Origin of the sequence: Streptomyces griseoluteus, assembly GCF_004784465.1 — a bacterium.
GTDB lineage: Bacteria > Actinomycetota > Actinomycetes > Streptomycetales > Streptomycetaceae > Streptomyces > Streptomyces griseoluteus.
Genome location: NZ_SRRU01000002.1, coordinates 639,985 through 662,635 on the forward strand (window position 1 = coordinate 639,985; position 22,651 = coordinate 662,635).

Here is a 22,651-nt window from a genome sequence, read left to right on the forward strand (position 1 = left end):
GCACAGTGGAGTCATGGAGACCACGGAGACGTTCGAGAGCCTCGTCCGCGCCGAGTTCGCCCCGGTCGGCACCTTCCTCAACACCGCCAGCAACGGCCTGCTGCCCGCCCGCGCCGTCACCGCCCTGCACGACGCCGCCCTGCTGCGGGCGCAGGGGCAGCCGCTGACCGCGCTCTGGGACGACGTGGAGGCGTGCCGGGCCGCCTACGCCCGGCTCGCCCGGGTCCCCGTCGAGCGGGTCGCGCTCGGCGCCTCGGTCGCCGCGCACGGCGGGGTGCTCGCCGCCTCGCTGCCGTCCGGCGCCGAAGTCCTCACCGCGGAGGACGACTTCGCCTCCGTGCCCAACCCGTTCCACGTCCGGGGCGACCTCAAGGTGCGCGCGGTGCCCGTGGAGCGGATCGCCGAGTCCGTCCGCCCCGGCACCGCGCTCGTCGCCGTCAGCGCCGCGCAGTCCGCCGACGGCAAGGTGGCCGACCTGCCCGCGCTGCGGGAGGCGGCCCGCACCCACGGCGCGCGTACGCACGTGGACTTCTCCCAGGCGGCCGGGTGGCTGCCGATGGACGCGGGGGAGTGGGACTTCACCGCGTCGGTGGCCTACAAGTGGCTGCTCGGCCCGCACGGCGTCGCCTTCCTCGTCGTCCCCGAGGACTTCGGCGGGCTCGACCCGCTGCTGGCGGGCTGGGTCGCGGGTGAGCGGCCCTGGGACAGCTGTTACGGCCCCGTCACCGAACTCGCCCATTCCGCGCGGCGGTTCGACCTCAGCCCGGCCCTGTTCTGCTATCCCGCGCTGCGCCGCTCCCTGGAGCTGATCGAGGAGCTGGGCGTGTCCGCGATCCACGCCCACGACACGGCCCTGGCCGACCGCTACCGGGCCGGGCTCGCCGCGCTGGGCCACGAGGCGCTGCCCGCGCCGGGCTCCGCGATCGTCTCGGTGCCGGGCCTCGGCTCCCGCCAGCCGGAGCTGGGCCGCGCCGGCATCGAGGTGTCCGACCGGGCGGGCAACCTGCGCGCGTCCTTCCACCTCTACAACACCGAGGCGGACGTCGACCGCCTGCTGGACGCGCTGGCCGGCTGAGCCCGGACATGACCGGGCCGGTGCCTCTCGTCCCACACGAAGAGGCACCGGCCCGGTGACAAGGGGTCGGGCGAGGGCTACCGCACCGGAGTGAAGTCCCGCGCCCCGATGAACTCCGGCCGGCGCACCGGCGCCGCGAACGGCTCCACCGCCGTGTTCTCCACGCTGTTGAACACGATGAAGACGTTGCTGCGCGGGAACGGCGTGATGTTGTCGCCGGAACCGTGCATGCAGTTGCAGTCGAACCAGGTGGCCGAGCCCGCCGCGCCGGTGAACAGGCGGATGCCGTGCTCACTGGCCATCTCGGTCAGCGCCTCGTCGGAGGGGGTGCCCGCGTCCTGCATCTGGAGCGACTTCTTGTAGTTGTCCTTCGGGGTGGCGCCCGCGCAGCCCAGGTAGGTCCTGTGCGACCCCGGCATGATCATGAGGCCGCCGTTGGTGTCGTAGTTCTCGGTCAGCGCGATCGAGACGGACACCGTACGCATGTTGGGCAGGCCGTCCTCGGCATGCCAGGTCTCGAAGTCCGAGTGCCAGTAGAAGCCGCTGGCACCGAAACCGGGCTTGACGTTGATCCGCGACTGGTGGACGTAGACGTCCGAGCCGAGGATCTGCCGGGCGCGGCCGACCACCCGCTCGTCGTGCACGAGGTTGGCGAACAGCTCACTGAGCCGGTGCACCTCGAAGACGGAGCGGATCTCCCCGGACTGCGGCTCCACGATCGAGCGCTCGTCGGCGCGGATCGCCGGGTCGCCGACCAGCCGGTCCAGCTCACGCCGGTAGACCTGCACCTCGGCGGGGGTGATGATCTGGTCGACGGTGAGGAAGCCGTCGCGCTCGAATCCCTCCAGCTCGGCCGCCTGGATCGGGCCCGGTGTGTCCGGGGAACCCCAGACGACCGGGTCCTTGCGCGGGACGCGGACCTCGGTCGCGCCCCGGCTCGGGTACAGGTCGGTGGGGGTGGTGGTGAGCGTGGTCATGGTTCTCACACCTCCTCGGGCTCGGTGAGCAGCGGGTAGACGCCGTTCTCGTCGTGGTCCTCCCGGCCGGTGACGGGCGGGTTGAACACGCAGATGCAGCGGAAGTCCTCCTTCACCCGCAGCGTGTGGCGCTCGTGCCCGTTCAGCAGGTACATGGTGCCGGGCGTGATGGTGTACACCTGCCCGTCCTCGTGGTCGGTCAGCTCGGCCTCGCCCTCGGTGCAGACGACGGCCTCGATGTGGTTGGCGTACCACATCGACGTCTCGGTCCCGGCGTACAGGACCGTCTCGTGCAGAGAGAAGCCGACCCGCTCCTTGGCGAGCACGATGCGCTTGCTCTCCCAGGTACCCGATTTGGCCTTCACATGCCGGTCGGTGCCCTCGATGTCCTTGAACGAACGGACGATCACGGTGTCTCCTCCTCTTTACTAGCCGGTCAGACGGTCTGGCTGGTCTGGCTGGTCAGGGGGTGTGGCTGGTCAGGTTCTCTCGCCGGTCAGGCGGTCTCCCGGACGGCGCGGGCGAGGATGCTCAGGCCCTCGTCCAGCTCCTGAGGGGTGATGGTCAGCGCGGGCAGCAGCTTGACGACCTCGCTCTGCGGGCCGGACGTCTCGATCAGCAGTCCCAGCTCGAAGGCGCGCTTGGCCACCCGCGAGGCACGGTCGCTGTGGTGGAACTCCAGGCCCCACACCAGCCCGCGCCCGCGGTACTCCTTCACGTCGGCGAGGTTCTCCTCGGTGATGGAGATCAGCTCGCGCTCGATCTGCTCGCCGCGCGTGCGGGTCTGCTTCTCCATCGCGGCGCCGTCGGCCCAGTACGTCTCCAGCGCGGCCGTGGCGGTGACGAACGCCGGGTTGTTGCCGCGGAAGGTGCCGTTGTGCTCGCCCGGCTCCCAGATGTCCAGCTCCGGCTTGAACAGGCACAGCGACATCGGCAGGCCGTAGCCGGAGATCGACTTGGAGACCGTGACGATGTCGGGGGTGATCCCCGCGTCCTCGAAGGAGAAGAACGGGCCGGTACGGCCGCAGCCCATCTGGATGTCGTCGATGATCAGCAGCATGTCCTGCCGCTCGCACAGCTCCTTCAGCGCGCGCAGCCACTCGGGCCGGGCCACGTTGATGCCGCCCTCGCCCTGCACGGTCTCCACGATCACCGCGGCGGGCTTGTTCAGGCCGGAACCCTGGTCCTCCAGCAGCCGCTCGAACCACAGGAAGTCCGGCACGGTGCCGTCGAAGTAGTTGTCGAACGGCATCGGGGTGCCGTGCACCAGCGGGACGCCGGCGCCGGCCCGCTTGAAGGCGTTGCCGGTGACCGCGAGCGAGCCCAGCGACATGCCGTGGAAGGCGTTGGTGAAGGACACGATCGCCTCGCGCCCCTTCACCTTCCGGGCCAGCTTCAGCGCGGACTCCACCGCGTTGGTGCCGGTCGGCCCCGGGAACATGACCTTGTACGGCAGGTCGCGCGGCCGGAGCACCAGGTCCTGGAAGGTCTGGAGGAAGGTCCGCTTGGCCGTGGTCGACATGTCCAGGCCGTGGGTCACCCCGTCGCGCTCCAGATAGTCGATCAGCGCCCGTTTCAGTACCGGGTTGTTGTGGCCGTAGTTGAGTGAGCCGGCCCCGGCGAAGAAGTCGAGGTAGGCATGGCCGTCCTCGTCGTACATCCGGCTGCCCCGCGCCTGGTCGAACACGACGGGCCAGCCGCGGCAGTAGCTGCGGACCTCGGACTCCACGGTCTCGAAGACGCTCAGGTCGGGCTGGGTGATGGTCACGGTGATTCGCTCCTCGGGGGGCGTCAGTGCGCCGGGACGTGGGTCAGCGGGCCTATGCGGTACAGCACTTCGGGGTCGTGCGGGCCGTCGGGGAACAGCTCCTCCGGAAACAGCACCTCGCGGGTCAGCCCGGCGCCGTGGCGCTCGGCGAACGAGGTGAACAGCCGCTCGGAGGCGGTGTTGCCGGGGGTGATGGTCGTCTCCACATCCGTCACGCCCTGCTCGGCGGCGAGCCGCGCGGTCAGCCCGTCCAGCAGCGCGGCGGCGATGCCCCTGCCGCGCTGGGAGCCGTCCACGGCCACCTGCCACACGAGCAGCGTGTGCGGGCGGTCCGGGCGGATGTAGCCGGTGACGAACCCGACCGGCTCGCCGTCCGCGCCGCGCGCCACCGCCGAGGTGCCGGCGAAGTCACGGCACCACAGCAGATAGCTGTACGAGGAGTTCAGGTCGAGCGTTTTCGAGTCCTTGGCGAGACGCCAGAGTGCGGCGCCGTCGGTGACCGCGGGTCTGTCGATGAGCAGGTCGGCGGATGCGGAAGTCATGCGGCCTGAATTTAGCGAGGTGAATTGCGAAATGCACGGCAGTGATCTCGGCAGGGTCTGGACCTCTTGGTGGTATGCCGGATATGACCTGGGTCAAACCGGGACAAAAAGGTGTCTGTGTGGAGTGTGTCACAGGACCGAAACCCGTTGGAAATCGAAGTTGTTTAGCTCTGCAAAAACCGGGCAGGCTAAAAAGGCTGGGCCTGGACGATTGAATTCACGGGGAATTTACGTCGTATGCACAATTGGTTGGAATGGTCGCCGGAAAAGAAAACGGCCCGCGCGAAATCGCGCGGGCCGCTCGTCGGTGCCGGGGGTCAGAGCACGAACTCGTCCACCGCCGCCATGGCCGCCTCGGCGTCCACCGTCAGCCCCTGTCCGGCCAGTGCCGTGCCCAGTGCCGCCAGCGCGCGGCGCACCACCTGCGGCGTGGCGTCGGGCCCGTAGTGGTTCACCCGGATCATCTCCCTGGCCAGCGCCCCGCCACCGGCGGCCAGCGGCAGCCCCGGGTCGCTCTCCAGCGCCCGTGCCACCAGCTCCGAGGCCACCGTGCCCGCCGGCACCCGCAGCGTGGTCGCCACCGGCGCCGCGTCCCGCTCCGCACGGACGTACGGCTGGAGGCCGCCGCCCAGGGCGAGCGCGCCCGCCCGCGTGGCCCGCGCGAGGTCGCGGTGCCGGGCCATCACCGTGTCCAGGCCGTCCGCCTCGATCCGCTCGATGCAGGCGTCCAGCGCCAGCATCTCCAGCTGCGCCGGGGCGTGCGGCAGCGCCTTGCGGCCGCCGTCGATCCAGCGCTCCTTCCAGTCCAGCAGGGAGAGGTAGGAGCGGCGCGGGGCGCCGGGGTTGGCGGCCATCCGCTCCCAGGCCCGCTCGCTCACCGAGATCGCGGAGACCCCGGCGGGCCCGCCCATCGCCTTCTGGGCGCCGATCACGCACAGGTCCACGCCCCACGCGTCCGGCAGCACCGGCTCGGCGCCGACCGAGGCGACCGCGTCCAGGTAGAAGAGGGCGCCATGCTCCCGCACCGCCTCGCCGATCTCCGCGACCGGGTTGGTGTTGCCGGTGGCCGCCTCCGCGTGCACCAGGGAGACGAAGTCGATCTCCGGGTGCTCGGCGAACGCCGCCCGGACCTGGTCCGCGGTGACCGCCGAGTCGAAGGGCACCGCGAGGTCGTGCACGGTCGCGCCGGAGTCGCGCAGCCAGTCGCCGAAGGTCTGGCCGTACGGGCCGGTGATCACATTCAGCGCCACGGTGCCCGGGCCGGCGGCCGCGCGGATCGCACCCTCCAGCGGCAGCAGCGCCTCGCCCTGGGTGATCAGCACGTCCTGCCGGGTGTCCAGCAGCCGGGCCACCCGGTCCTCGATGGCGGCGAACCGCGCAGCGGTCAGCGGGGGCAGGTCGAGGAGGGGATGGGTCACGGCGGGTGCCTTCTTCGCTCACGAGGTCCACGGGGCCGGCCCCGGCCGGGCCGACGGTGACGAGGGTAACTGGCGGCCTCCGTGCCGTTTTGACCGGCGACATCTTAGGCTGGACGGCCGCGCAGCCATCAGTTTGATTTGAGAGGCCCAAACCTCTCCTTATAATCGGAACCCACAGTTCCCCCGATCGGGAGATTCCCCCCATGAAGACCCTTCTTCGGCGCCGGCCCCGTGTGCTGGCAGCCATCACCGCGACGGCCGCGATCGCGCTCGTCGCCGGCTGCTCCTCCTCGGGCGGCGGGGGCGGGAAGACCACCGTCAAGGGGGTCCACCTCGCCAACGCCGGGGCGCTGACGGTCTGCACCCACCTGCCCTACCCGCCGTTCCAGTCGGTGATCGACGGCAAGGTGCAGGGCTTCGACGTCTCCCTGATCGACCTGGTCGCCAAGGACCTGGGCGTGAAGCAGAAGATCGTGGACACGCCGTTCGAGAACTTCAAGACCGGCGCCTTCCTCAACTCCGGCCAGTGCGACCTCGCCGCGGCCGGTATGACGATCACCGACGAGCGCAAGAAGAACGTCGACTTCTCCGACCCCTACTTCGAGGCCACCCAGGCGGTGCTGGCCAACAAGAAGAGCGGCATCAAGTCGTTCGCGGACCTCAAGGGCAAGAAGCTCGGCGCGCAGGCGCAGACCACCGGTGAGGACTTCGCCAAGAGCAAGGGCCTCGACCCGGTCTCCTTCCACTCCTCCGACGCGGTCCTCAACGGCCTGCGCACCGGCCAGGTCCAGGCCGTGGTCATCGACTACCCGGTGGTCCAGGGCTGGCTGAAGGACAAGGCCAACTCCTCCGCCTTCCAGGTGGTGGACAACATCAACACCGGCGAGCAGTACGGCTTCACGGTGAAGAAGGGCAACACGGCCCTGCGCGACGCGATCAACAAGGCGCTGGCCCACGCCAAGTCCGACGGCGAGTACAAGAAGATCTACGAGAAGTGGATCGGCCCGTACGACCCGTCCGCCGCCTCCCCCTCCGCGGGCTCCTGACCCGATGGCCGACACGGACACCCGCATCCAGCCCCGCAAGAAGGGCCTGACCCGCAGGCAGCGGCGCAGGCTCTCACGCGGCGCGCAGTACGTCGTCTTCGTCGCAGCCGTCCTCGCCTTCGCGTTCTCCGCGGACTGGGGACGGCTGAAGAACCAGTTCGCGCAACTGCCCATCGCCGAGCAGATGTTCCCGGACATCATCACGCTGGCGCTGAAGAACACCGTGCTCTACACGCTGTCCGGCTTCGTGGTCGGACTCGTGCTGGGCATCGTGGTCGCCCTGATGCGGCTGTCCTCCGTGGGGCCGTACCGCTGGCTCGCCGGCATCTACATCGAGATCTTCCGGGGCCTGCCCGCCCTGCTGATCTTCATCTTCGTCGGCGTCGGCGTGCCGCTGGCCTTCCCGGACGTGCAGTATCCGGGCGGCACCTACGGCAAGGTCGCGGTCGCCCTCGGCCTGGTCTCGGCCGCGTACATGGCCGAGACGATCCGGGCGGGCATCCAGGCGGTGCCCAAGGGGCAGATGGAGGCGGCGCGTTCGCTGGGCTTCTCGCCCGCGCGGGCCATGATCTCCATCGTCATCCCGCAGGCGTTCCGCATCATCCTGCCCCCGCTCACCAACGAACTCGTCCTGCTCTTCAAGGACTCCTCGCTGGTGCTGTTCCTCGGTGTCACGCTGGAGGAGCGCGAGCTGTCCAAGTTCGGCAACGACCTGGCCAGCACCACCGCCAACTCCACCCCCATCCTGGTGGCCGGCCTGTGTTATCTGCTGGTCACCATCCCGCTCGGCTTCGTCGTACGCCGGATGGAGTCCAAGTCCCAGGAGGCGATCCGGTGAGCACTCCCGAGATCCGCGTCGAGGGGCTGCACAAGTCCTTCGGCGACAATCACGTCCTGCGCGGTGTCGACCTGGAGATCGGCCAGGGCGAGGTGGTCTGCGTCATCGGGCCGTCCGGCTCCGGCAAGTCCACCCTGCTGCGCTGCGTCAACCTGCTGGAGGAACCCCAGCAGGGCACCATCGTGGTCGGCGGCACCGAGCTGACCGACCCGGACGTGGACATCGACGCCGTACGCCGGCGCATCGGCATGGTGTTCCAGCAGTTCAACCTCTTCCCGCACCTCGATGTCACCGAGAACCTCACGCTGCCCCAGCGCCGGGTGCTTAGGCGGGACAAGGCGGCGGCGGAGAAGGTCGCGGCGGAGAACCTGGCCCGGGTCGGGCTCGCCGACAAGGCGCACGCCTACCCCTCCTCGCTCTCCGGCGGCCAGCAGCAGCGGGTGGCCATCGCCCGCTCGCTCGCCATGGGCCCCGAGGTGATGCTCTTCGACGAGCCGACCTCCGCGCTCGACCCCGAGCTGGTCGGTGACGTGCTCGCGGTGATGCGGGGGCTCGCCGAGGAGGGCATGACCATGATGGTCGTGACCCACGAGATGACCTTCGCCCGCGAGGTCGCGGACCGGGTCGTGTTCATGGACGGCGGCGTCATCGTCGAGCAGGGCACCCCGGAGGAGGTCATCGGGAACCCGAAGAACGAGCGGACCCGGCACTTCCTCTCCCGCATCCTGGACCCGGCGATGGCCGAGGTGGAGGACGTACCCGGCAAGACGGAGAAGTAGCCGGGGCTTCAGCCCGGGGGGCGGCCTCACTAAGGTGCGGTGCATGAGCGATCACGCGGTGCTGCACGTGAAGGGGCGGGTCCTGGCCGGACCCGACGACGTCCGCGACGAGCTGTGGGTGGTCGGCGGCCGCATCACCTACGACCGCCCCGCCGGCGCCGGTGACGTCATGACTGTAGCGGGCTGGGCGCTCCCCGGCCTGGTCGACGCCCACTGCCATGTCGGCCTCGGCGCGGAGGGCCCGGTCGACGCGGACACCGCCGAGAAGCAGGCCCTCACCGACCGCGAGGCCGGCGCCCTGCTGCTCCGGGACGCCGGTTCACCCTCCGACACCCGCTGGGTGGACGACCGCGCGGACCTCCCGAAGATCATCCGTGCCGGGCGGCACATCGCCCGTACCCGCCGCTACATCCGGGGTTACGCCCACGAGATCGAGCCCGCCGACCTCGTCTCCTACGTCGGCCGGGAGGCGCGGCGCGGGGACGGCTGGGTCAAGCTGGTCGGTGACTGGATCGACCGGGGCGTCGGCGACCTCGCGCCCTGCTGGCCGCGCGAGGCGGTCGAGGCGGGGATCGCGGAGGCGCACCGGCTGGGCGCGCGGGTCACCGCGCACTGCTTCGCGGAGAGTTCGCTGCGGGACCTGGTGGAGTCCGGCATCGACTGCGTCGAGCACGCCACCGGGCTCACCCCCGAGCTGATCCCGCTGTTCGCGGAGCGCGGGGTCGCCATCGTGCCGACCCTGGTCAACATCGCCACCTTCCCCGACCTGGCGGCGGGCGGCGACGACAAGTACCCCCGCTGGTCGGCCCATATGCGACGCCTCCATGAGCGGCGCTACGACACGGTGCGCGACGCCTATGACGCGGGCATCCCGGTGTACGTCGGCACGGACGCGGGCGGCTCGCTGCCGCACGGGCTGGTCGCCGCCGAGGTGGCGGAACTGGTCACCGCCGGCATCCCGCCCGTCGAGGCGCTGGCCGCCACCAGCTGGGCCGCCCGCGCCTGGCTGGGCCGCCCCGGCCTGGAGGAGGGCGCCCCGGCGGACCTGGTGGTCTACGAGTCCGACCCGCGCGCCGACGTACGGGTGCTCGCGGCGCCGCGCCGGGTGGTGCTGAACGGGCGGGTCGTGCAGTAGGCGGAGCGAACGGCCGTGCCCGCTTAATCGAATACGGGGGCGGAAACCCCACGATGGAGTGAAGTAACCCAGGATCGCTGACCGTTCACCCACAGTGCGTAAGGGTTGTCGTGTCCCGAGCACGTTCCTCCTGGGGGTCCCACCGCCTTGAACAGCGACAACTTCCGCATGCCCGCACGCCGCCTCGCCGCCGTGGCGACGGCCGCCGCCCTCACCGCCGCGCCCCTGCTCCTGAGCGTGCGCCCGGCGCACGCCACCAGCGGCCATGGACACGCCTCCGCCGCCGTGCTGCGCGCCGGCCTCGACGTGTCCCTGCTCCACCGCACCGCCGACGTCCCCCTCACCCTTTCGCTCAACGAGGTCCAGGCGCCGGGCGACGCCGACCGCACCGCGCTCTCGGCCCGGCTCGACGGCGTGAACCAGGGCCGCCCCTTCTCCGTACTGCGCGCCGACGTCGCCTCGGCCAGAGCCACCGCCAACGACCAGCGCGCCGAGGGCTCGGTCCGTCTCGCCAACGCCCGGTTGCACGTGCCCGGTCTGCCGCTGCTGTCCCTGGTCGAGGTCGGCACGGTCACCGCCCGCGCCACCTGCGCGGCCGGAAAGGAGCCCGAGGCCGAGGCGAACGTCCTCGGCACCGTCACCGTGCTCGGCAGACGCACCACCCTCACCGCGGGCGGTCCCACCGAGGTCCGCGTCCCCGGCGTCGGCGAGGTCCGCCTCCGCCTGGCCGAACACCGGACCACCTCCGGCACGGCGGCGGCCACCGCGCTCCGCCTCAAGGTCTCGGTGAACCCGCTGCGGCTGAACGTGGCCGAGGTGAAGGGCACCGTCACGCTGGCGGAGGCGAGCTGTGAGACACCGGCGGGGGAGGAGGAGACGACGCCCAGCGAGGCCCCCGCCTCCTCGGAGCCCGCCGCGCCCACGCCGGAGCAGTCCACCGAGGCCCCCGCGCCCCGGGCCGAGCCCCAGGGCGCCCGGAGCAACCTCGCCGAGACGGGCGGCAGTTCGGCCACCCCGTACATCGCGGGTGGCGCGCTGGCCCTGCTCCTGCTGGGCGGCGGCGCGGTGACGGTGGCCCGCGGGCGCCGGGGCTGAGGCGTCTACGTCAGCGCCGTGCGCAGCGCGTCGACGAACCCCGCCATCGTCGTCCGGTCCCGGACCGCCACCCGGAGCCAGTCCGGGCCCAGGCCGGGGAAGGTGTCGCCCCGGCGGACGGCGTAGCCCAGCTCGCGCAGGCGGTGCCGTACGCGCTGTGCGTCCGGCAGTTCCAGCAGGACGAAGGGCGCTTCCGCGGGGCCGGTGACCTTGAGGCCGTAGGGGGCCAACTCGGCCAGGCCGGTCAGGAGATGGGCGCGGTCGGCGGCCGTGCGGTGGGCCGCGTGGGCCGCCTCGGCGAGGGCGCGGGGGGCCACGCAGGCGCGGGTCGCGGCCAGGGCCGGGGTGGACACCGGCCACAGGGGCTGGGCGCGTTCCAGGGTGGTCACCGTGTCCGGGGCCGCGAGGACGTAGCCGACCCTGAGCCCGGCCAGGCCCCAGGTCTTGGTGAGGCTGCGCAGCACGACCAGGCCGGGCACGTCCGTCCGCTCGGCCAGCGCCTCCCGCTCACCCGGCACCGCGTCCATGAACGCCTCGTCCACGACCAACGTCCGCCCCGGCCGCGCGAGTCGGGTGAGTGCTCCGGCCGGGTGGAGCACCGAGGTCGGGTTGGTCGGGTTGCCGACGATCACCAGGTCGGCGTCCTCGGGCACCGAAGCCGGGTCCAGCCGGAAGCCGTCCCGCCCGCTCAGCAGCACCCGCTCCACCGTGTGCCCCGCGTCCCGCAGCGCCGCCTCCGGCTCGGTGAACTGCGGATGCACCACCACCGGCCGCCGCACCTCGAGCGCACGGGCCAGCAGCACGAACGCCTCCGCCGCACCCGCCGTCAGCAGCACCCGCTCCACCGGCAGCCCGTGCCGCTGAGCCACCGCCGCCCGCGCGGCCCGCCCGTCCGGGTAGGCCGCGAGAGTGGTCAGCGAGGCGGCGATCTCCTCGCGCAGCCAGTGCGGGGGCGTGTCCGCGCGGACGTTGACGGCGAGGTCCACCAGGCCCGCCCCGGCGTCGCGGACCTCGGCGTCCCCGTGATGGCGCAGATCGGGCCCGGCGTCAGTGCGCATGGCTGTGGGAGTGGCCGCCGTGGTGGTGATGGCCGTGCCCGTGGTCGTGGCCGTCGTCGTCCGGGTGGAAGTGCGGCTGCTGGGGCCGGCCCACCTTGTCCTCGAACCCCGGCAGCGCGATCCGGTACACACAGGAGTCGCAGTTCATGCGCAGATCACCGGCGACGGCCTCCGCGTACCGCTCCATCACCAGGTCCAGCAGCTCCGGCTCGGGCCCGATCACGTCCGCCGAGCGCACCTCCACCTCCGGGTGCGCGGCCGCCCACTCCTCGGTCTGCCGCCGCACCCGGTCGGGGAGGATGCCGGTGAACAGGAAGTACGGCAGCACGACGACCCGCCGCGCCCCCAGCCGGGCGACCCGGTCCAGGCCGCTCGGCACGTCCGGTGCCGCCAGCGACACGAACGCCGTCTCCACGCCCGCGTATCCGCGCCCCTCCCACAGCAGCCGGGCCGCCTTGCACACCTCGGCGTTGGCGTCCGGGTCGGTGGAGCCGCGCCCGACCAGCAGCACGGTCACGTCCTCGCGGGGGGTGCCGGCGAGGGTCTCGTCCAGCCGGCGTTCCAGCACCCGCAGCAGGGCGGGGTGCGGGCCGAGGGGGCGGCCGTAGGTGTAGGTGACGCCCGGATGGCGCTCCTTCTCGCGGGCCAGCGCGGCCGGTATGTCGCCCTTGGCGTGCCCGGCGGACACCAGCATCAGCGGTACGGCGGCGAAGCGGCGTACGCCCCGTTCCACCAGCTCGGTGACGGCCTCGCCCAGCGGGGGCGGGGACAGCTCGATGAAGCCGCCCGCGACGGGCAGTTCGGGGTGGCGGCGGCCCAGCTCCTTCACGAAGTCGCGGAACGCCTCGGCCCCGGCCTCGTCACGGGTGCCGTGTCCGGCGATGAGCAGGGCGGGCGGCTGGGTGGTCACGGTGTCTCCTCGGGATGAGTCGGGTGGTACAGCAGGGCGTTGAGCGCGGCGGCGGCGACCGCCGAGCCGCCCTTCTCGGAGACGTTGCTCACGGCGGGCAGCCCGCTCGCGCGCAGCGCCTCCTTGGACTCGGCGGCGCCCACGAAGCCGACCGGCAGCCCGATGACGAGCGCCGGGTCGGCATCCAGGGTGAGCAGCTCCTCCAGCGCGGTCGGCGCGCAGCCGATCACCCACAGCGCGCCCGGACCGACCTGCTCGTGGGCGAGCCGCACGGCATGCGCCGAACGGGTCAGTCCGGGGCCGGACCTGGCCTCCCGCAGCCGGCAGACGGTGTCACGGCGGGTGATCCCGGCGGCGACCATCTCCACGTCCACGACGACCGGCGCCCCGGCGTGCAGCGCGGCGTGCCCGCGCCGGAGGTCGGCCTCGGCCGTGACGAGGTCGGTGGCGTAGTCGAGGTCGGCGGCGGAGTGGATGACCCGCTCCACCACCGCACGGGTCAGCGGCGGGAAGCCGGAGGTGTCCAGGCGGGCGCGCAGCCGCCGGAACGACTCCTGCTCGATGGGGTGGACGACACGGTTCACCGGGCTCCCTCCGGGGCGTGCTGCCAGCGGTAGCCGCGCGGGGTCACCATGCGCCCGGCGATGTTCCGGGTGGCGGTGTTGCCGACGGTGACCACCGTCATCATGTCGACGGTCGCCGGGTCGAGTCCGGCGAGCGTGGTCAGCCGGGCGGACTCGTCCGGCCGTGAGGCGTTGCGCACCACACCGACCGGCGTCCCCGGCTCCCGGTGGTCGCTCAGGACGGCCAGCGCCTTGGGGAGCTGCCAGTCCCGGCCGCGCGAACGGGGGTTGTAGAAGGTCACCACGATGTCCGCCTCGGCGGCCGCGCGCACCCGGCGCTCGATGACCTCCCACGGGGTGTGCAGGTCGGAGAGGCTGATCGAGACGTGGTCGTGGCCCAGCGGCGCGCCCAGCACCGCCCCGGCCGCGAGCGCGGCGGTGACACCGGGAACGCCGACCACGTCGATGTCGTCGGACGCCTCGGCGAGCGCGGGGGAGGCCATGGCGTACACGCCCGCGTCCCCGCTGCCGATCAGCGCCACCGCGTGTCCCTTGCGGGCCTCCGCGACCGCCGTACGGGCCCGCTCCTCCTCCGCCCCGAGTCCCGACTCCAGCACCCGGGTGCCGGGCCGGATCAGGTCGCGGATCTGGTCGACGTACTGGTCCAGGCCCACCAGCACCGAGGCGCGCCGCAGTTCGGCGGCCGCGCGCGGGGTCAGCAGGTCGCGGGCGCCGGGCCCGAGCCCGACCACCGCGAGCCGGCCCCGGCCGGGACGCCGTACGACCGCGCAGGTCGCCATGGCGGGGCTGGCGGCCGACTTCCGCTTGGGCACGAGGAGTTCGCCACCGGTCCGCAGCGCGGCGGCCTCCGCCACGGACGGGGTGCCGACCGCGGCGAGGGGCGCGTCCGAGGGGTTGGGCACGGACACGGCGGCCAGCTCGTCCGCCGGGTACGTCACCAGGGGCACGCCCAGCCGCTCCGCGGCCGCCACGATGCCGGGCTCCTCCGACTTGGCGTCCACGGTGGCGAGTTCGGCGACCGACCGCACCGAGAGCCCCGCCTCGCGCAACGCCTCCTCGATCAGCCCGAGCACCTCCTCGACCGGCGCACCCCTGGACGCGCCGACCCCGACCACCAGGGACGGCGGACGCAACAGCACCTCCCGCGGACCCGGTTGTACGGCCTGGTCGGTCAACCGCACCGTGTACGCACCCTGTTCGGCAAAGGGCACCGGCGGCAGCGGCCAGGCCGACTCGGCCTCCAGCGCCACCGGTTCACCGTCCAGCAGTGCCCGCGACACCGCCGCGACCGCGCCCTCCGCCGGCAGGCCCAGGGTGTCCAGTCCGGCCAGGCCCACCGCGTCCGTCGCCGTCGTCACCACGGGCTCCGCCCCGAGCAACGCGGCTACCTCGTACGCCAGTTCATTGGCGCCGCCGCCGTGTCCGCCGACCAGGGACACCGCGAACCGGCCGCCCTCGTCCACGCACACCACGCCCGGATCGGTGGCCTTGTCCCCGAGCAGGGGGGCCAGCAGCCGGACCGTGGCACCGGTGGCCAGGAAGCACACCAGCCGGTCGCACTCCGCGAACGCCGCCCGTACGGCCTCCCCGGCCGGGCCCTCGTACACCCGCGTACGGTCCGGCCAGGCCGCGGCCAGCCGGTCGCGGGCCGCCGCCCCCGCCGCGGTGGCGGAAATCAGGCCGATCACTGGACTCCTCCTTCACTCCGTGCCGGGAGGCGGTCGCCCCACAGCAGGAAAACGGGGTTGCCGGCCGCCAGCCGGGTCACGTCACCCGGCAGCGGCGCCAGCCGCGAGGACTGCAACAACACCCCGTCACAGCTCAGCCCGGCCCGCGTCAGCGCCTCGCGCACCGGGCCGACCCGGTCCAGCGCGGCCACGGCCACCACGACCGTCCGCCGCGCCCGCTCCGCGCAGACGCCGACCACGGCGGCGAGATCACGCCCGCCACCGCCCACGAACACCGCGTCGGGCTCGTCGAGACCGGCCAGCGCCTCCGGGGCGGTGCCGTGCACCACGCTCACGTCGACACCGTGGGCGCGGGCGTTGGCCCGAACCCGCCCGGCGCCGTCCTCGGTCTTCTCCACCGCGGTCACGGCCGCGCCGAGCCGCGCGCACTCCACGGCCACCGAGCCCGACCCCGCGCCCACGTCCCACACCAGGTCGCCCAGGCGCGGCCCGAGCCGGGCGAGCGCCAGCGCCCGCACCTCGAACTTGGTGATCATCGAGTCCCGGTGCGCGAACTCGCCCTCGGCGAGCGCCCATCGCGCGGGCCCGGCACCCGGACCGGCGACCGTGCGCGGGCCGTCCTCGTTCCGCGTCTCGTCCAGGCACAGCACCACGCTCACCGCCGGACCCCAGTCCCGCGCGGCGGCCTCGGCGGGCGTCACCCGCTCCACCCGCTCCCGCTCCGGATCACCGAGGGCGCTCACCACGACCAGTGCCCGGCCCGTACCCTCCAGCCGGGCACCCAGCTCGGCCGGACCCGAGCCCGGCCCGGTCAGCACGGCCACCTTCGGGCGTGCCCGGCACACATTCACCGCCGTACGCAGGTCCCGTCCGTGCGCGCTCACCACCACCGCGTCGTCCCAGGTCAGCCCCAGCCGGGCGAAGGCACCCGCCACCGACGACACGCCCGGCCGCACCTCGAGCAGCCCCGCGCCGAAGCGTTCCGCAAGCACCCGCACGATGCCGAAGAACCCCGGATCACCCGAGGCCAGCACCACCACCGGCCGCTGCTCGGCCACGTACTTCCCGATCGTGTTAAGGGCGGGCGCCAGCGGGCCGAGCACCACGCGTGCCGCGCCCTCGGGCACCGGCGCGGCGTCCAGATGGCGCTGCCCGCCGACCACCAGCTCCGCGCCGGTGAGCGCGTCCGGCGGGAGCGGGGCGCCCGTCCCCGCGCCGACGACCGTGATCAACTGCTCGCCCCCCGCTCACGCAGCGCCCGCCGCGCCTCCGGGTCGGCCTTGCGGAAGCCGTGGAAGTGGCCGGGGTGGTACAGGTGCGAGCGGGTGCCGTGCGCGTCCAGCGCGGCGCCGACCAGGAACAGGGTGTGCTTCCACAGCCGGTGCTCCTTGACCGTCTCCTCCAGCGTGCCGATCGTGCACCGCACCACCAGCTCCTCCGGCCAGGTCACCTGATGGGCGACCACGACCGGGGTGGACGTCGGGTAGCCGCCCTCCAGCAGCTCGCGCACCAACTGGCCGCTGCGCGCCGCCGACAGGAACACCGCCATCGTGGTTCCGTGCCGGGCGAACTCGCGCACCTCCTCACCGGGCGGCATCGGCGTCTTGCCGCCGCCGAGCCGGGTCAGGATCACCGACTGGGCCACCTCCGGGATGGTCAGCTCCCGCCCCGCCAGCGCGGCCACCGCCGAGAACGAGGACACGCCCGGCACGATCTCCGTGGCGATGCCTGCCTCCGCGCAGCGGTCCATCTGCTCCTGCGTGCCGCCCCACAGCGAGGGGTCGCCGGAGTGCACCCGCGCGACCTTCAGACCCTCCGCGTGGGCACGCCGGTACACGGCCACCACGTCCTCCAGGGAGAGGGTCGCCGAGTCGAGGATCTCCGCGTCCGCGCGGGCGTGCTCCAGCACCTCGGCGCGGACCAGGCTGGCCGCCCAGATCACCACGTCCGCCTCCGCGATCGCGCGGGCCGCGCGGAACGTCAGCAGATCGGCGGCACCGGGCCCGGCACCGACGAACGTCACCTTGCCGGCGGGGGCATCGGCCATGGGAAGGGTCCTCTCCTGAGGGAAGCCCGGACACGTGGTCGTGGTCCGGGAGGGGTCTGGGGAACTGGGGTGAATGTCAGGGTCTGATGAGGTTTGCGGGTCGCAGGATGTGCGCACAGGGGCCCGCATCGGATAGCAAGGGCCTATGGCGGTCCTTGTCGCGCTCGGCGCGTTCCTGATGACGCTGGCCGGCGGCTGGACGGCGCAGCGCGTGACCGACCGTCGCCACCTGGTCCTGGGCCTGGCCGGCGGCCTCATGCTGGGCGTGGTCGGCCTCGACCTGCTCCCCGAGGCGCTGGAGGCGGCCGGTCACAAAGTGTTCGGCGTACCGGCGGCGCTCGTGCTGTTCGTCGCCGGCTTCCTGCTGGCCCATCTGGTGGAACGTCTCCTCGCCGGCCGCCAGGCCGCGCACGGCGCCGGCGAGCACACGCACCGGGCGCCCGAGGTCGGCCTCACGGCGGCCGCCGCGATGGTCGGGCACAGCTTCATGGACGGCGTCGCCATCGGCGCCGCCTTCCAGATCGGCGAGGGCATGGGCCTGTCCGTCGCCCTCGCCGTGGTCGCGCACGACTTCGCCGACGGCTTCAACACCTTCACCATCACCAGCCTGTACGGCAACGCCCGCCGGCGGGCCGTCGCCATGCTGGTCGCCGACGCCTGCGCGCCGGTCCTGGGCGCGCTGTCCACGACGCTCGTGCACATCCCGGAGAAGCTGCTCGGCGGCTACCTCGGCCTCTTCGGCGGCGCGCTGCTCTATCTCGCCGCCGCCGAGATCCTCCCCGAGGCCCACCACGAACACCCCGCCCGCTCCACCGTGCTGTGCACCGTCGCGGGCGCCGCCTTCATCTGGCTGGTGGTCGGCCTCTCCGGCGGCTGACCCCCTCACAGCTTCCCGCCCCGGCCGCCCGCGCGCCGGGGCGGCGCTATGAGCGTCGACAGGTACGGCAGCGCGTCGCCGTCCAGCTCGGCGGCGGGCCGTACGGACTCCTCCGGCAGGCCCAGCGCCGAGCCCCACACCGCGTCCTCCAGTCGGCCGGACTCCCGCAGCGCCCGGGCCACCTCGGCCGCGTGCCGCCCGAACTTGTACGCCACCACGGTCCCCGGACCGGCCAGCGCCTCCTTCAGCGCCGCGGTGCCCGCCGTCACCGGGACCAGCGTCAGGGGCTCGGTGCCCTCGGTCAGGACCGCGCCCGACCTGGCCGCGAGGTCCTGCATCGCGGTGATGCCGGGAACCGTCTCGACGACCAGCTCGGGCACCAGCGCGGTGAGCGTCTGCGCGAGGTAGGTGAAGGTCGAGTACACGTTGGGGTCGCCGATGGTCGCGAACGCCACGTACGCGTGCTCCCGCAGCAGCTCCGCGACCCGCGCGCCCGCCGCGTCCCACGCGGCCTCCCGGCGCGCGTGGTCCGTCCGCTCGTTCAGCGCGAACACCACCCGGACGATCTTCTCCCCGGACACGTGGTGCAGCACCGTCGCCTCCGCCCGGCCCCGCTCCATGGTGTCCATCACCGGTACGACCACCACATCGGCGGCCCGCAACGCGTTGACCCCCTTCACCGTCACCAGCTCCGGGTCCCCGGGACCCACTCCGACCCCGACCAGCCTGCTGCTCATGAAGTCCGGCACCTCTCCGTGAATCTCCGGGCCACTTGGGGCTCCGACGCCCAGTGCGTATGCAGATAACTCGCGTGCACGCCCCCTTGCACGAACCCCTCCACCCGCCGACGGGGCGCGACGACGCCCCACGCCGGCGCCTCGCCGGCCCCCGGCTCGATCACGGTCCGATGGAACTCGTGCCCCCGCATCCGGGTCCCGGCCACCGCCAGCACGCTGTCCCCCACGGCCACGGCATCCCGGTACCCGAGCGTCAGCCGCTCGCCCATCCGCGCCGCCGCATCGAGCACCCCGCACATGGGGACCCCGTCGAGCTCCCGGCACAGATAGAGCAGTCCGGCACACTCAGCGGCGACGGGCGCCCCGGAAAGGGCGAGCGCGGCGACCTCCTTGCGCAGCGACTCGTTGGCCCCGAGCTCACTGGCGTAGACCTCGGGGAACCCCCCACCGACGACGAGCCCCCGAGTCCCGTCGGGCAACCGCTCGTCCCGCAGCGGGTCGAAGGTGACGACCTCCGCCCCGGCGGCTTCGAGCAACTCGGCGTGCTCGGCGTAGGAGAAGGTGAACGCGGGCCCACCGGCGACGGCCACCACGGGTCGTGGACGTACGGCGTCGCTGCCGTCGCTCCGAGGCGGCTGGTCGTGGCTGGGCGGAGAAAGGGCCTCAGCCGGAGACCACCCCGCACCCGGCAGCGCTCCCGCACTACGCGCCAGCGCCATCAGCGCGTCCAGGTCGCACCCGGCGGACACCTGCGCCGCCATCGCCGCGACCGCCGACACCGCGGCAGCACCCCGCTCGGCGACAGGCACCAACCCCAGATGCCGGGACGGCGTCTCCACCTGCGAGGCCCGCCGCAGCGCGCCCAGCACAGGCACCCCCGCCTCCTCCAGAGCCTCCCGCAGCAACGCCTCGTGCCGCGACGACCCCACCTTGTTGAGGATGACGCCCCCGATCCGCACCCCCGTGTCCCAGGACGCGAACCCATGCACCAGCGCCGCGACGGACCGGGACTGCGACGACGCGTCGACAACCAGCACCACCGGCGCCCGCAGCAACTTGGAGACCTGCGCGGTGGACGCCAGCTCCCCCTGCCCCGCGGCCCCGTCGTACAGCCCCATCACGCCCTCGACGACCGCGAGATCACACCCCTGGGCCCCATGGCCGAACAGCGGGGCGACCAGCTCCGGCCCACACAGATACGCGTCGAGATTCCGCCCCACCCGCCCGGTGGCGAGCGCGTGATAACCGGGGTCGATGTAGTCCGGCCCCACCTTGTGCGGAGACACCGCGAGCCCCCGCGCGGCGAACGCGGCCATCAGCCCCGTGGCGACGGTCGTCTTCCCGCACCCCGACGAGGGCGCGGCGATGACCAGCCGGGGAACGGACATCACCACTCGATGCCCCTCTGCCCCTTCTGCCCGGCGTCCATGGGGTGCTTCACCTTCGACATGTCGGTCACGAGGTCCGCGAAATCCACCAGGGCGGCGGGCGCGTTACGCCCGGTGATCACCACGTGCTGATTCCCCGGCCGGGTGCGCAGCACCGAGACGACCTCCTCGGTGTCCACCCACCCCCAGTGCATCGGGTACGCGAACTCGTCCAGCACATAGAGCCGGTACGTCTCGGCGGCCAGGTCCCGCTTGACCTGCGCCCACCCCTCCCGGGCCTTCTCCTCGTTGTCGAGCTGGGCGTCCCGCTGCACCCAGGACCACCCCTCGCCCATCTTGTGCCAGTCGACGGTCCCGCCCTCGCCGGAGGCACCGAGCACGCGCAGCGCGTTCTCCTCGCCGACCTTCCACTTCGCCGACTTGACGAACTGGAACACCCCGATCGGCCACCCCTGGTTCCAGGCCCGCAGCGCCAGCCCGAACGCGGCCGTCGACTTGCCCTTCCCGATCCCCGTGTGCACGACCACCAGCGGGCGATTGCGCCGCTGCCGCGTCGTCAGCCCGTCGTCCGGCACCACACTCGGCTGCCCCTGCGGCATTACGCGGCCCTCCTCGAAGTCGTCCCCCGCACATCCCTGACCAGCCCGGCGATGGCGTCCGCCCGCAACTCCTCCAGCGTCACCGCCGTACCCTCCAGCTCCTCCGCGAGCCGCCCCGCGAGCCCCAGCCGCACCGGCCCCGACTCGCAGTCCACGACCACCGAGGCCACCGACTCCGCGCCCAGCAGCCGTGCCGCCCGTCCCGCCAGCGCCACCGGCTCCGGACCACCGGTCGCCCGGCCGTCCGTCACCACCACCAGCAGCGCCCGCCGCGAGGGGTCCCGCAGCCGCTCCACCCGCAGCACGTCGTGCGCCTTCAGCAGCCCCGCGGCCAGCGGCGTACGGCCGCCCGTCGGCAGCGACTCCAGCCGGGCCGCCGCCGCGTCCACCGACGAGGTCGGGGGCAGCGCCACCTCGGCGGCCGTGCCCCGGAAGGTCACCAGACCGACCTTGTCCCGCCGCTGGTAGGCGTCCAGCAGCAACGACAGCACGGCACCCTTCACCGCGCTCATCCGCTGCCGCGCCGCCATCGAACCGGAGGCGTCCACCACGAACAGCACCAGGTTGCCCTCGCGCCCCTCCCGCGCCGCCTGCCGCAGATCGTCCCGGCGCAGCACCAGCCCCGGCCCCGACCGGCCCCGAACCCGCTGATGCGGCGCCGCCGCCCGAACGGTGGCCGCCAGGTGCAGCTTGGTCAGCGCCCCGCGCGGCCGCAGCGCGCCGGTGGTCCGCCCGCGCTCGGTCCGCGCCCGCGAACGCCGCCCGGCCGCACCCGCCCCGACACCGGGCACGGTCAGCGCCTTGGTACGGAACGGCTCCGCCGCCAGAGCCGGCGCCTGCTCACCCGCCTTGCCGGCGGCCGGCCGCGGCTCCCCGTCCTCCCCGGATTCGGGCTGCGCACCGGCGTCCCCGCCCTGCGGCCCCTCCTCCGGCGACGGCTGCCCGCCGCCACCGGGACCGTCCGGATCGGGATCGTCGTCGTCCCCGGCCGACTCCTCCAGCGTCCGGTCGAGCTTGTCCTCGTCCAGACCCGGCGCGTCGAAGGGGTTGCGCCGCCGCCGGTGCGGCAGCGCCAGCAGCGCGGCCTGCCGCACGTCCTCGGCCAGCACATCGCTCCGCCCGTCCAACGCGGCCAGCGCGGTCGCGGTACGCGCCATCACGATGTCGGCCCGCATGCCGTCCACCTCGAAGGCCGCGCAGGTCGCCGCGATCTGCTTCAGCGCACCGTCGCCCAGCCGCACCTTGGGCAGCAGCTCCCGCGCCGCGACGACGCGTTGCCGTACGGCGCTCTCCTCGTCCGCCCAGCGCGCCGCGAAGGCGGCCGGATCGTCGTCGTACGCCAGCCTGCGCCGCACGACCTCCACCCGCTGATCCGGCTCCCGCGAGGCCGCGACCTCCACGGTCAGCCCGAACCGGTCGAGCAGCTGCGGCCGCAGTTCCCCCTCTTCGGGGTTCATCGTCCCCACGAGCAGGAACCGCGCGGCATGCCGTACGGAGACCCCCTCGCGCTCGACGTACGAGGCCCCCATCGCGGCCGCGTCCAGCAGCACGTCCACCAGGTGGTCGTGCAGCAGGTTGACTTCGTCGACGTAGAGGATGCCCCGGTGAGCCTGGGCCAAGAGGCCGGGTTCGAAGCTCTTCACGCCCTCGGCCAGAGCACGTTCGATGTCGAGGGCGCCGACGAGTCGGTCTTCGGAAGCGCCGACCGGCAACTCGACCATCCGCGCCGCCCGCGCCTCGGCCGCCTCCACGGTGTGCGGCCCGTCCGGGCAGGTCGGGTCCGGCGAGGCCGGGTCACAGGAGAACCGGCACCCGGCGACGACGTTCACCTCCGGCAACAGCGCCGAAAGGGCGCGGACGGCCGTGGACTTGGCCGTGCCCTTCTCGCCGCGCACGAGGACGCCGCCGACAGCCGGCGAGATCGCGTTCAGCAGCAGCGCGAGCCGCAGGTCGTCCTGGCCGACGACAGCGGTGAACGGAAACGGGGTGGTCACGCTGCGATCACTCCTTCGAGGGACTGATGTGCTGATAGGGCGCCGTGCGCTGTGGAGGCTGCGAGGCTGCTCATGTGCTCCCCGCAGACGCGGGGG

General features: G+C 73.1%; 22 protein-coding genes. 7 read left to right on the plus strand and 15 right to left on the minus strand.

The features are described 5' to 3' along the window. The first annotated feature begins 13 nt into the window (after positions 1–13). Entirely contained in the window at positions 14–1,075 is a 1,062-nt protein-coding gene (locus E5082_RS08355) for an aminotransferase class V-fold PLP-dependent enzyme (RefSeq protein ID WP_135790616.1), read from the plus strand. A 77-nt stretch (positions 1,076–1,152) separates the two neighbouring features. Here E5082_RS08355 and thpD read toward each other — a convergent pair whose 3' ends face one another. The 5 genes from thpD to E5082_RS08380 form a co-directional block, all read right to left on the minus strand. Then, entirely contained in the window at positions 1,153–2,052 is a 900-nt protein-coding gene (gene thpD, locus E5082_RS08360; protein ID WP_135790617.1) for an ectoine hydroxylase, read from the minus strand. A gap of 5 nt (positions 2,053–2,057) precedes the next feature. Further along, on the minus strand, positions 2,058–2,462 hold the full coding sequence (locus E5082_RS08365; RefSeq protein WP_030815454.1) for an ectoine synthase: 405 nt from the start codon (positions 2,460–2,462) through the stop codon (positions 2,058–2,060). 86 nt (positions 2,463–2,548) lie between these two features. Continuing rightward, positions 2,549–3,820, minus strand: coding sequence for a diaminobutyrate--2-oxoglutarate transaminase (gene ectB, locus E5082_RS08370; RefSeq protein WP_135790618.1), 1,272 nt, complete (start codon positions 3,818–3,820; stop codon positions 2,549–2,551). 23 nt (positions 3,821–3,843) lie between these two features. Then, entirely contained in the window at positions 3,844–4,362 is a 519-nt protein-coding gene (gene ectA / locus E5082_RS08375; protein WP_135790619.1) for a diaminobutyrate acetyltransferase, read from the minus strand. Between the two features lie 317 nt (positions 4,363–4,679). Then, positions 4,680–5,780: a pyridoxal-phosphate-dependent aminotransferase family protein gene (locus tag E5082_RS08380; RefSeq protein WP_135790620.1), complete on the minus strand. Its 1,101-nt coding sequence runs from the start codon at positions 5,778–5,780 to the stop codon at positions 4,680–4,682. 203 nt (positions 5,781–5,983) lie between these two features. Between E5082_RS08380 and E5082_RS08385 the strand changes: the two genes are divergently transcribed. The 5 genes from E5082_RS08385 (at position 5,984) to E5082_RS08405 (ending at position 10,673) form a co-directional block, all read left to right on the plus strand. Beyond that, complete coding sequence (locus E5082_RS08385) at positions 5,984–6,826, plus strand: basic amino acid ABC transporter substrate-binding protein (RefSeq protein ID WP_135790621.1); 843 nt, start codon at positions 5,984–5,986, stop codon at positions 6,824–6,826. A gap of 4 nt (positions 6,827–6,830) precedes the next feature. Then, entirely contained in the window at positions 6,831–7,664 is an 834-nt protein-coding gene (locus tag E5082_RS08390; protein ID WP_086695322.1) for an amino acid ABC transporter permease, read from the plus strand. Continuing rightward, positions 7,661–8,443 (plus strand): amino acid ABC transporter ATP-binding protein, encoded by a 783-nt coding sequence (locus E5082_RS08395; protein WP_135790622.1) that lies wholly within the window; start codon positions 7,661–7,663, stop codon positions 8,441–8,443. Before E5082_RS08390 ends, E5082_RS08395 begins: the two co-directional genes overlap by 4 nt. 43 nt (positions 8,444–8,486) lie before the next feature. Next, positions 8,487–9,578 carry an amidohydrolase family protein gene (locus E5082_RS08400; RefSeq protein ID WP_135790623.1) on the plus strand — a complete coding sequence of 364 codons (1,092 nt, stop codon included), beginning with the start codon at positions 8,487–8,489 and terminating at the stop codon, positions 9,576–9,578. Between the two features lie 147 nt (positions 9,579–9,725). Then, entirely contained in the window at positions 9,726–10,673 is a 948-nt protein-coding gene (locus E5082_RS08405; RefSeq protein WP_135790624.1) for an SCO1860 family LAETG-anchored protein, read from the plus strand. Positions 10,674–10,678: 5 nt separating this feature from the next. Here E5082_RS08405 and cobC read toward each other — a convergent pair whose 3' ends face one another. The 6 genes from cobC to cobM are packed head-to-tail and all read right to left on the minus strand — an operon-like array spanning position 10,679 to position 16,960. Continuing rightward, positions 10,679–11,731 (minus strand): Rv2231c family histidinol phosphate aminotransferase CobC, encoded by a 1,053-nt coding sequence (gene cobC, locus E5082_RS08410; RefSeq protein ID WP_135790625.1) that lies wholly within the window; start codon positions 11,729–11,731, stop codon positions 10,679–10,681. Beyond that, the gene (locus E5082_RS08415) at positions 11,721–12,641 is read right to left on the minus strand and encodes a sirohydrochlorin chelatase (RefSeq protein WP_135790626.1); all 921 of its coding nucleotides are present in this window, start codon (positions 12,639–12,641) and stop codon (positions 11,721–11,723) included. Before E5082_RS08415 ends, cobC begins: the two co-directional genes overlap by 11 nt. Then, positions 12,638–13,225, minus strand: coding sequence for a precorrin-8X methylmutase (locus E5082_RS08420; protein ID WP_135790627.1), 588 nt, complete (start codon positions 13,223–13,225; stop codon positions 12,638–12,640). Before E5082_RS08420 ends, E5082_RS08415 begins: the two co-directional genes overlap by 4 nt. Beyond that, complete coding sequence (gene cobJ, locus E5082_RS08425) at positions 13,222–14,913, minus strand: precorrin-3B C(17)-methyltransferase (protein WP_135790628.1); 1,692 nt, start codon at positions 14,911–14,913, stop codon at positions 13,222–13,224. The genes E5082_RS08420 and cobJ overlap by 4 nt, the downstream gene beginning before the upstream one ends. After that, on the minus strand, positions 14,910–16,145 hold the full coding sequence (cbiE, locus tag E5082_RS08430; RefSeq protein ID WP_135790629.1) for a precorrin-6y C5,15-methyltransferase (decarboxylating) subunit CbiE: 1,236 nt from the start codon (positions 16,143–16,145) through the stop codon (positions 14,910–14,912). Before cbiE ends, cobJ begins: the two co-directional genes overlap by 4 nt. Then, positions 16,142–16,960, minus strand: a complete 819-nt coding sequence (gene cobM / locus E5082_RS08435) for a precorrin-4 C(11)-methyltransferase (protein WP_135790630.1) — start codon at positions 16,958–16,960, stop codon at positions 16,142–16,144. Before cobM ends, cbiE begins: the two co-directional genes overlap by 4 nt. 145 nt (positions 16,961–17,105) lie before the next feature. Between cobM and E5082_RS08440 the strand changes: the two genes are divergently transcribed. Continuing rightward, complete coding sequence (locus E5082_RS08440; protein ID WP_135790631.1) at positions 17,106–17,837, plus strand: ZIP family metal transporter; 732 nt, start codon at positions 17,106–17,108, stop codon at positions 17,835–17,837. Positions 17,838–17,842: 5 nt separating this feature from the next. On the opposite strand, the gene cobI is transcribed toward E5082_RS08440, so the two are convergent. From cobI to E5082_RS08460, 4 genes are read right to left on the minus strand one after another with little or no spacing between them, the layout of a single operon-like run. Next, positions 17,843–18,574 (minus strand): precorrin-2 C(20)-methyltransferase, encoded by a 732-nt coding sequence (gene cobI, locus E5082_RS08445; RefSeq protein ID WP_135790632.1) that lies wholly within the window; start codon positions 18,572–18,574, stop codon positions 17,843–17,845. Beyond that, the gene (locus E5082_RS08450; RefSeq protein WP_190045166.1) at positions 18,571–19,962 is read right to left on the minus strand and encodes a cobyrinic acid a,c-diamide synthase CobB; all 1,392 of its coding nucleotides are present in this window, start codon (positions 19,960–19,962) and stop codon (positions 18,571–18,573) included. Before E5082_RS08450 ends, cobI begins: the two co-directional genes overlap by 4 nt. Then, a complete protein-coding gene (cobO, locus tag E5082_RS08455) occupies positions 19,962–20,561 on the minus strand; it encodes a cob(I)yrinic acid a,c-diamide adenosyltransferase (RefSeq protein WP_135790634.1) in 600 nt (199 codons plus the stop codon). The genes E5082_RS08450 and cobO overlap by 1 nt, the downstream gene beginning before the upstream one ends. After that, positions 20,561–22,555 (minus strand): putative cobaltochelatase, encoded by a 1,995-nt coding sequence (locus E5082_RS08460; protein WP_135790635.1) that lies wholly within the window; start codon positions 22,553–22,555, stop codon positions 20,561–20,563. The genes cobO and E5082_RS08460 overlap by 1 nt, the downstream gene beginning before the upstream one ends. Between the last annotated feature and the right edge of the window lie 96 nt (positions 22,556–22,651).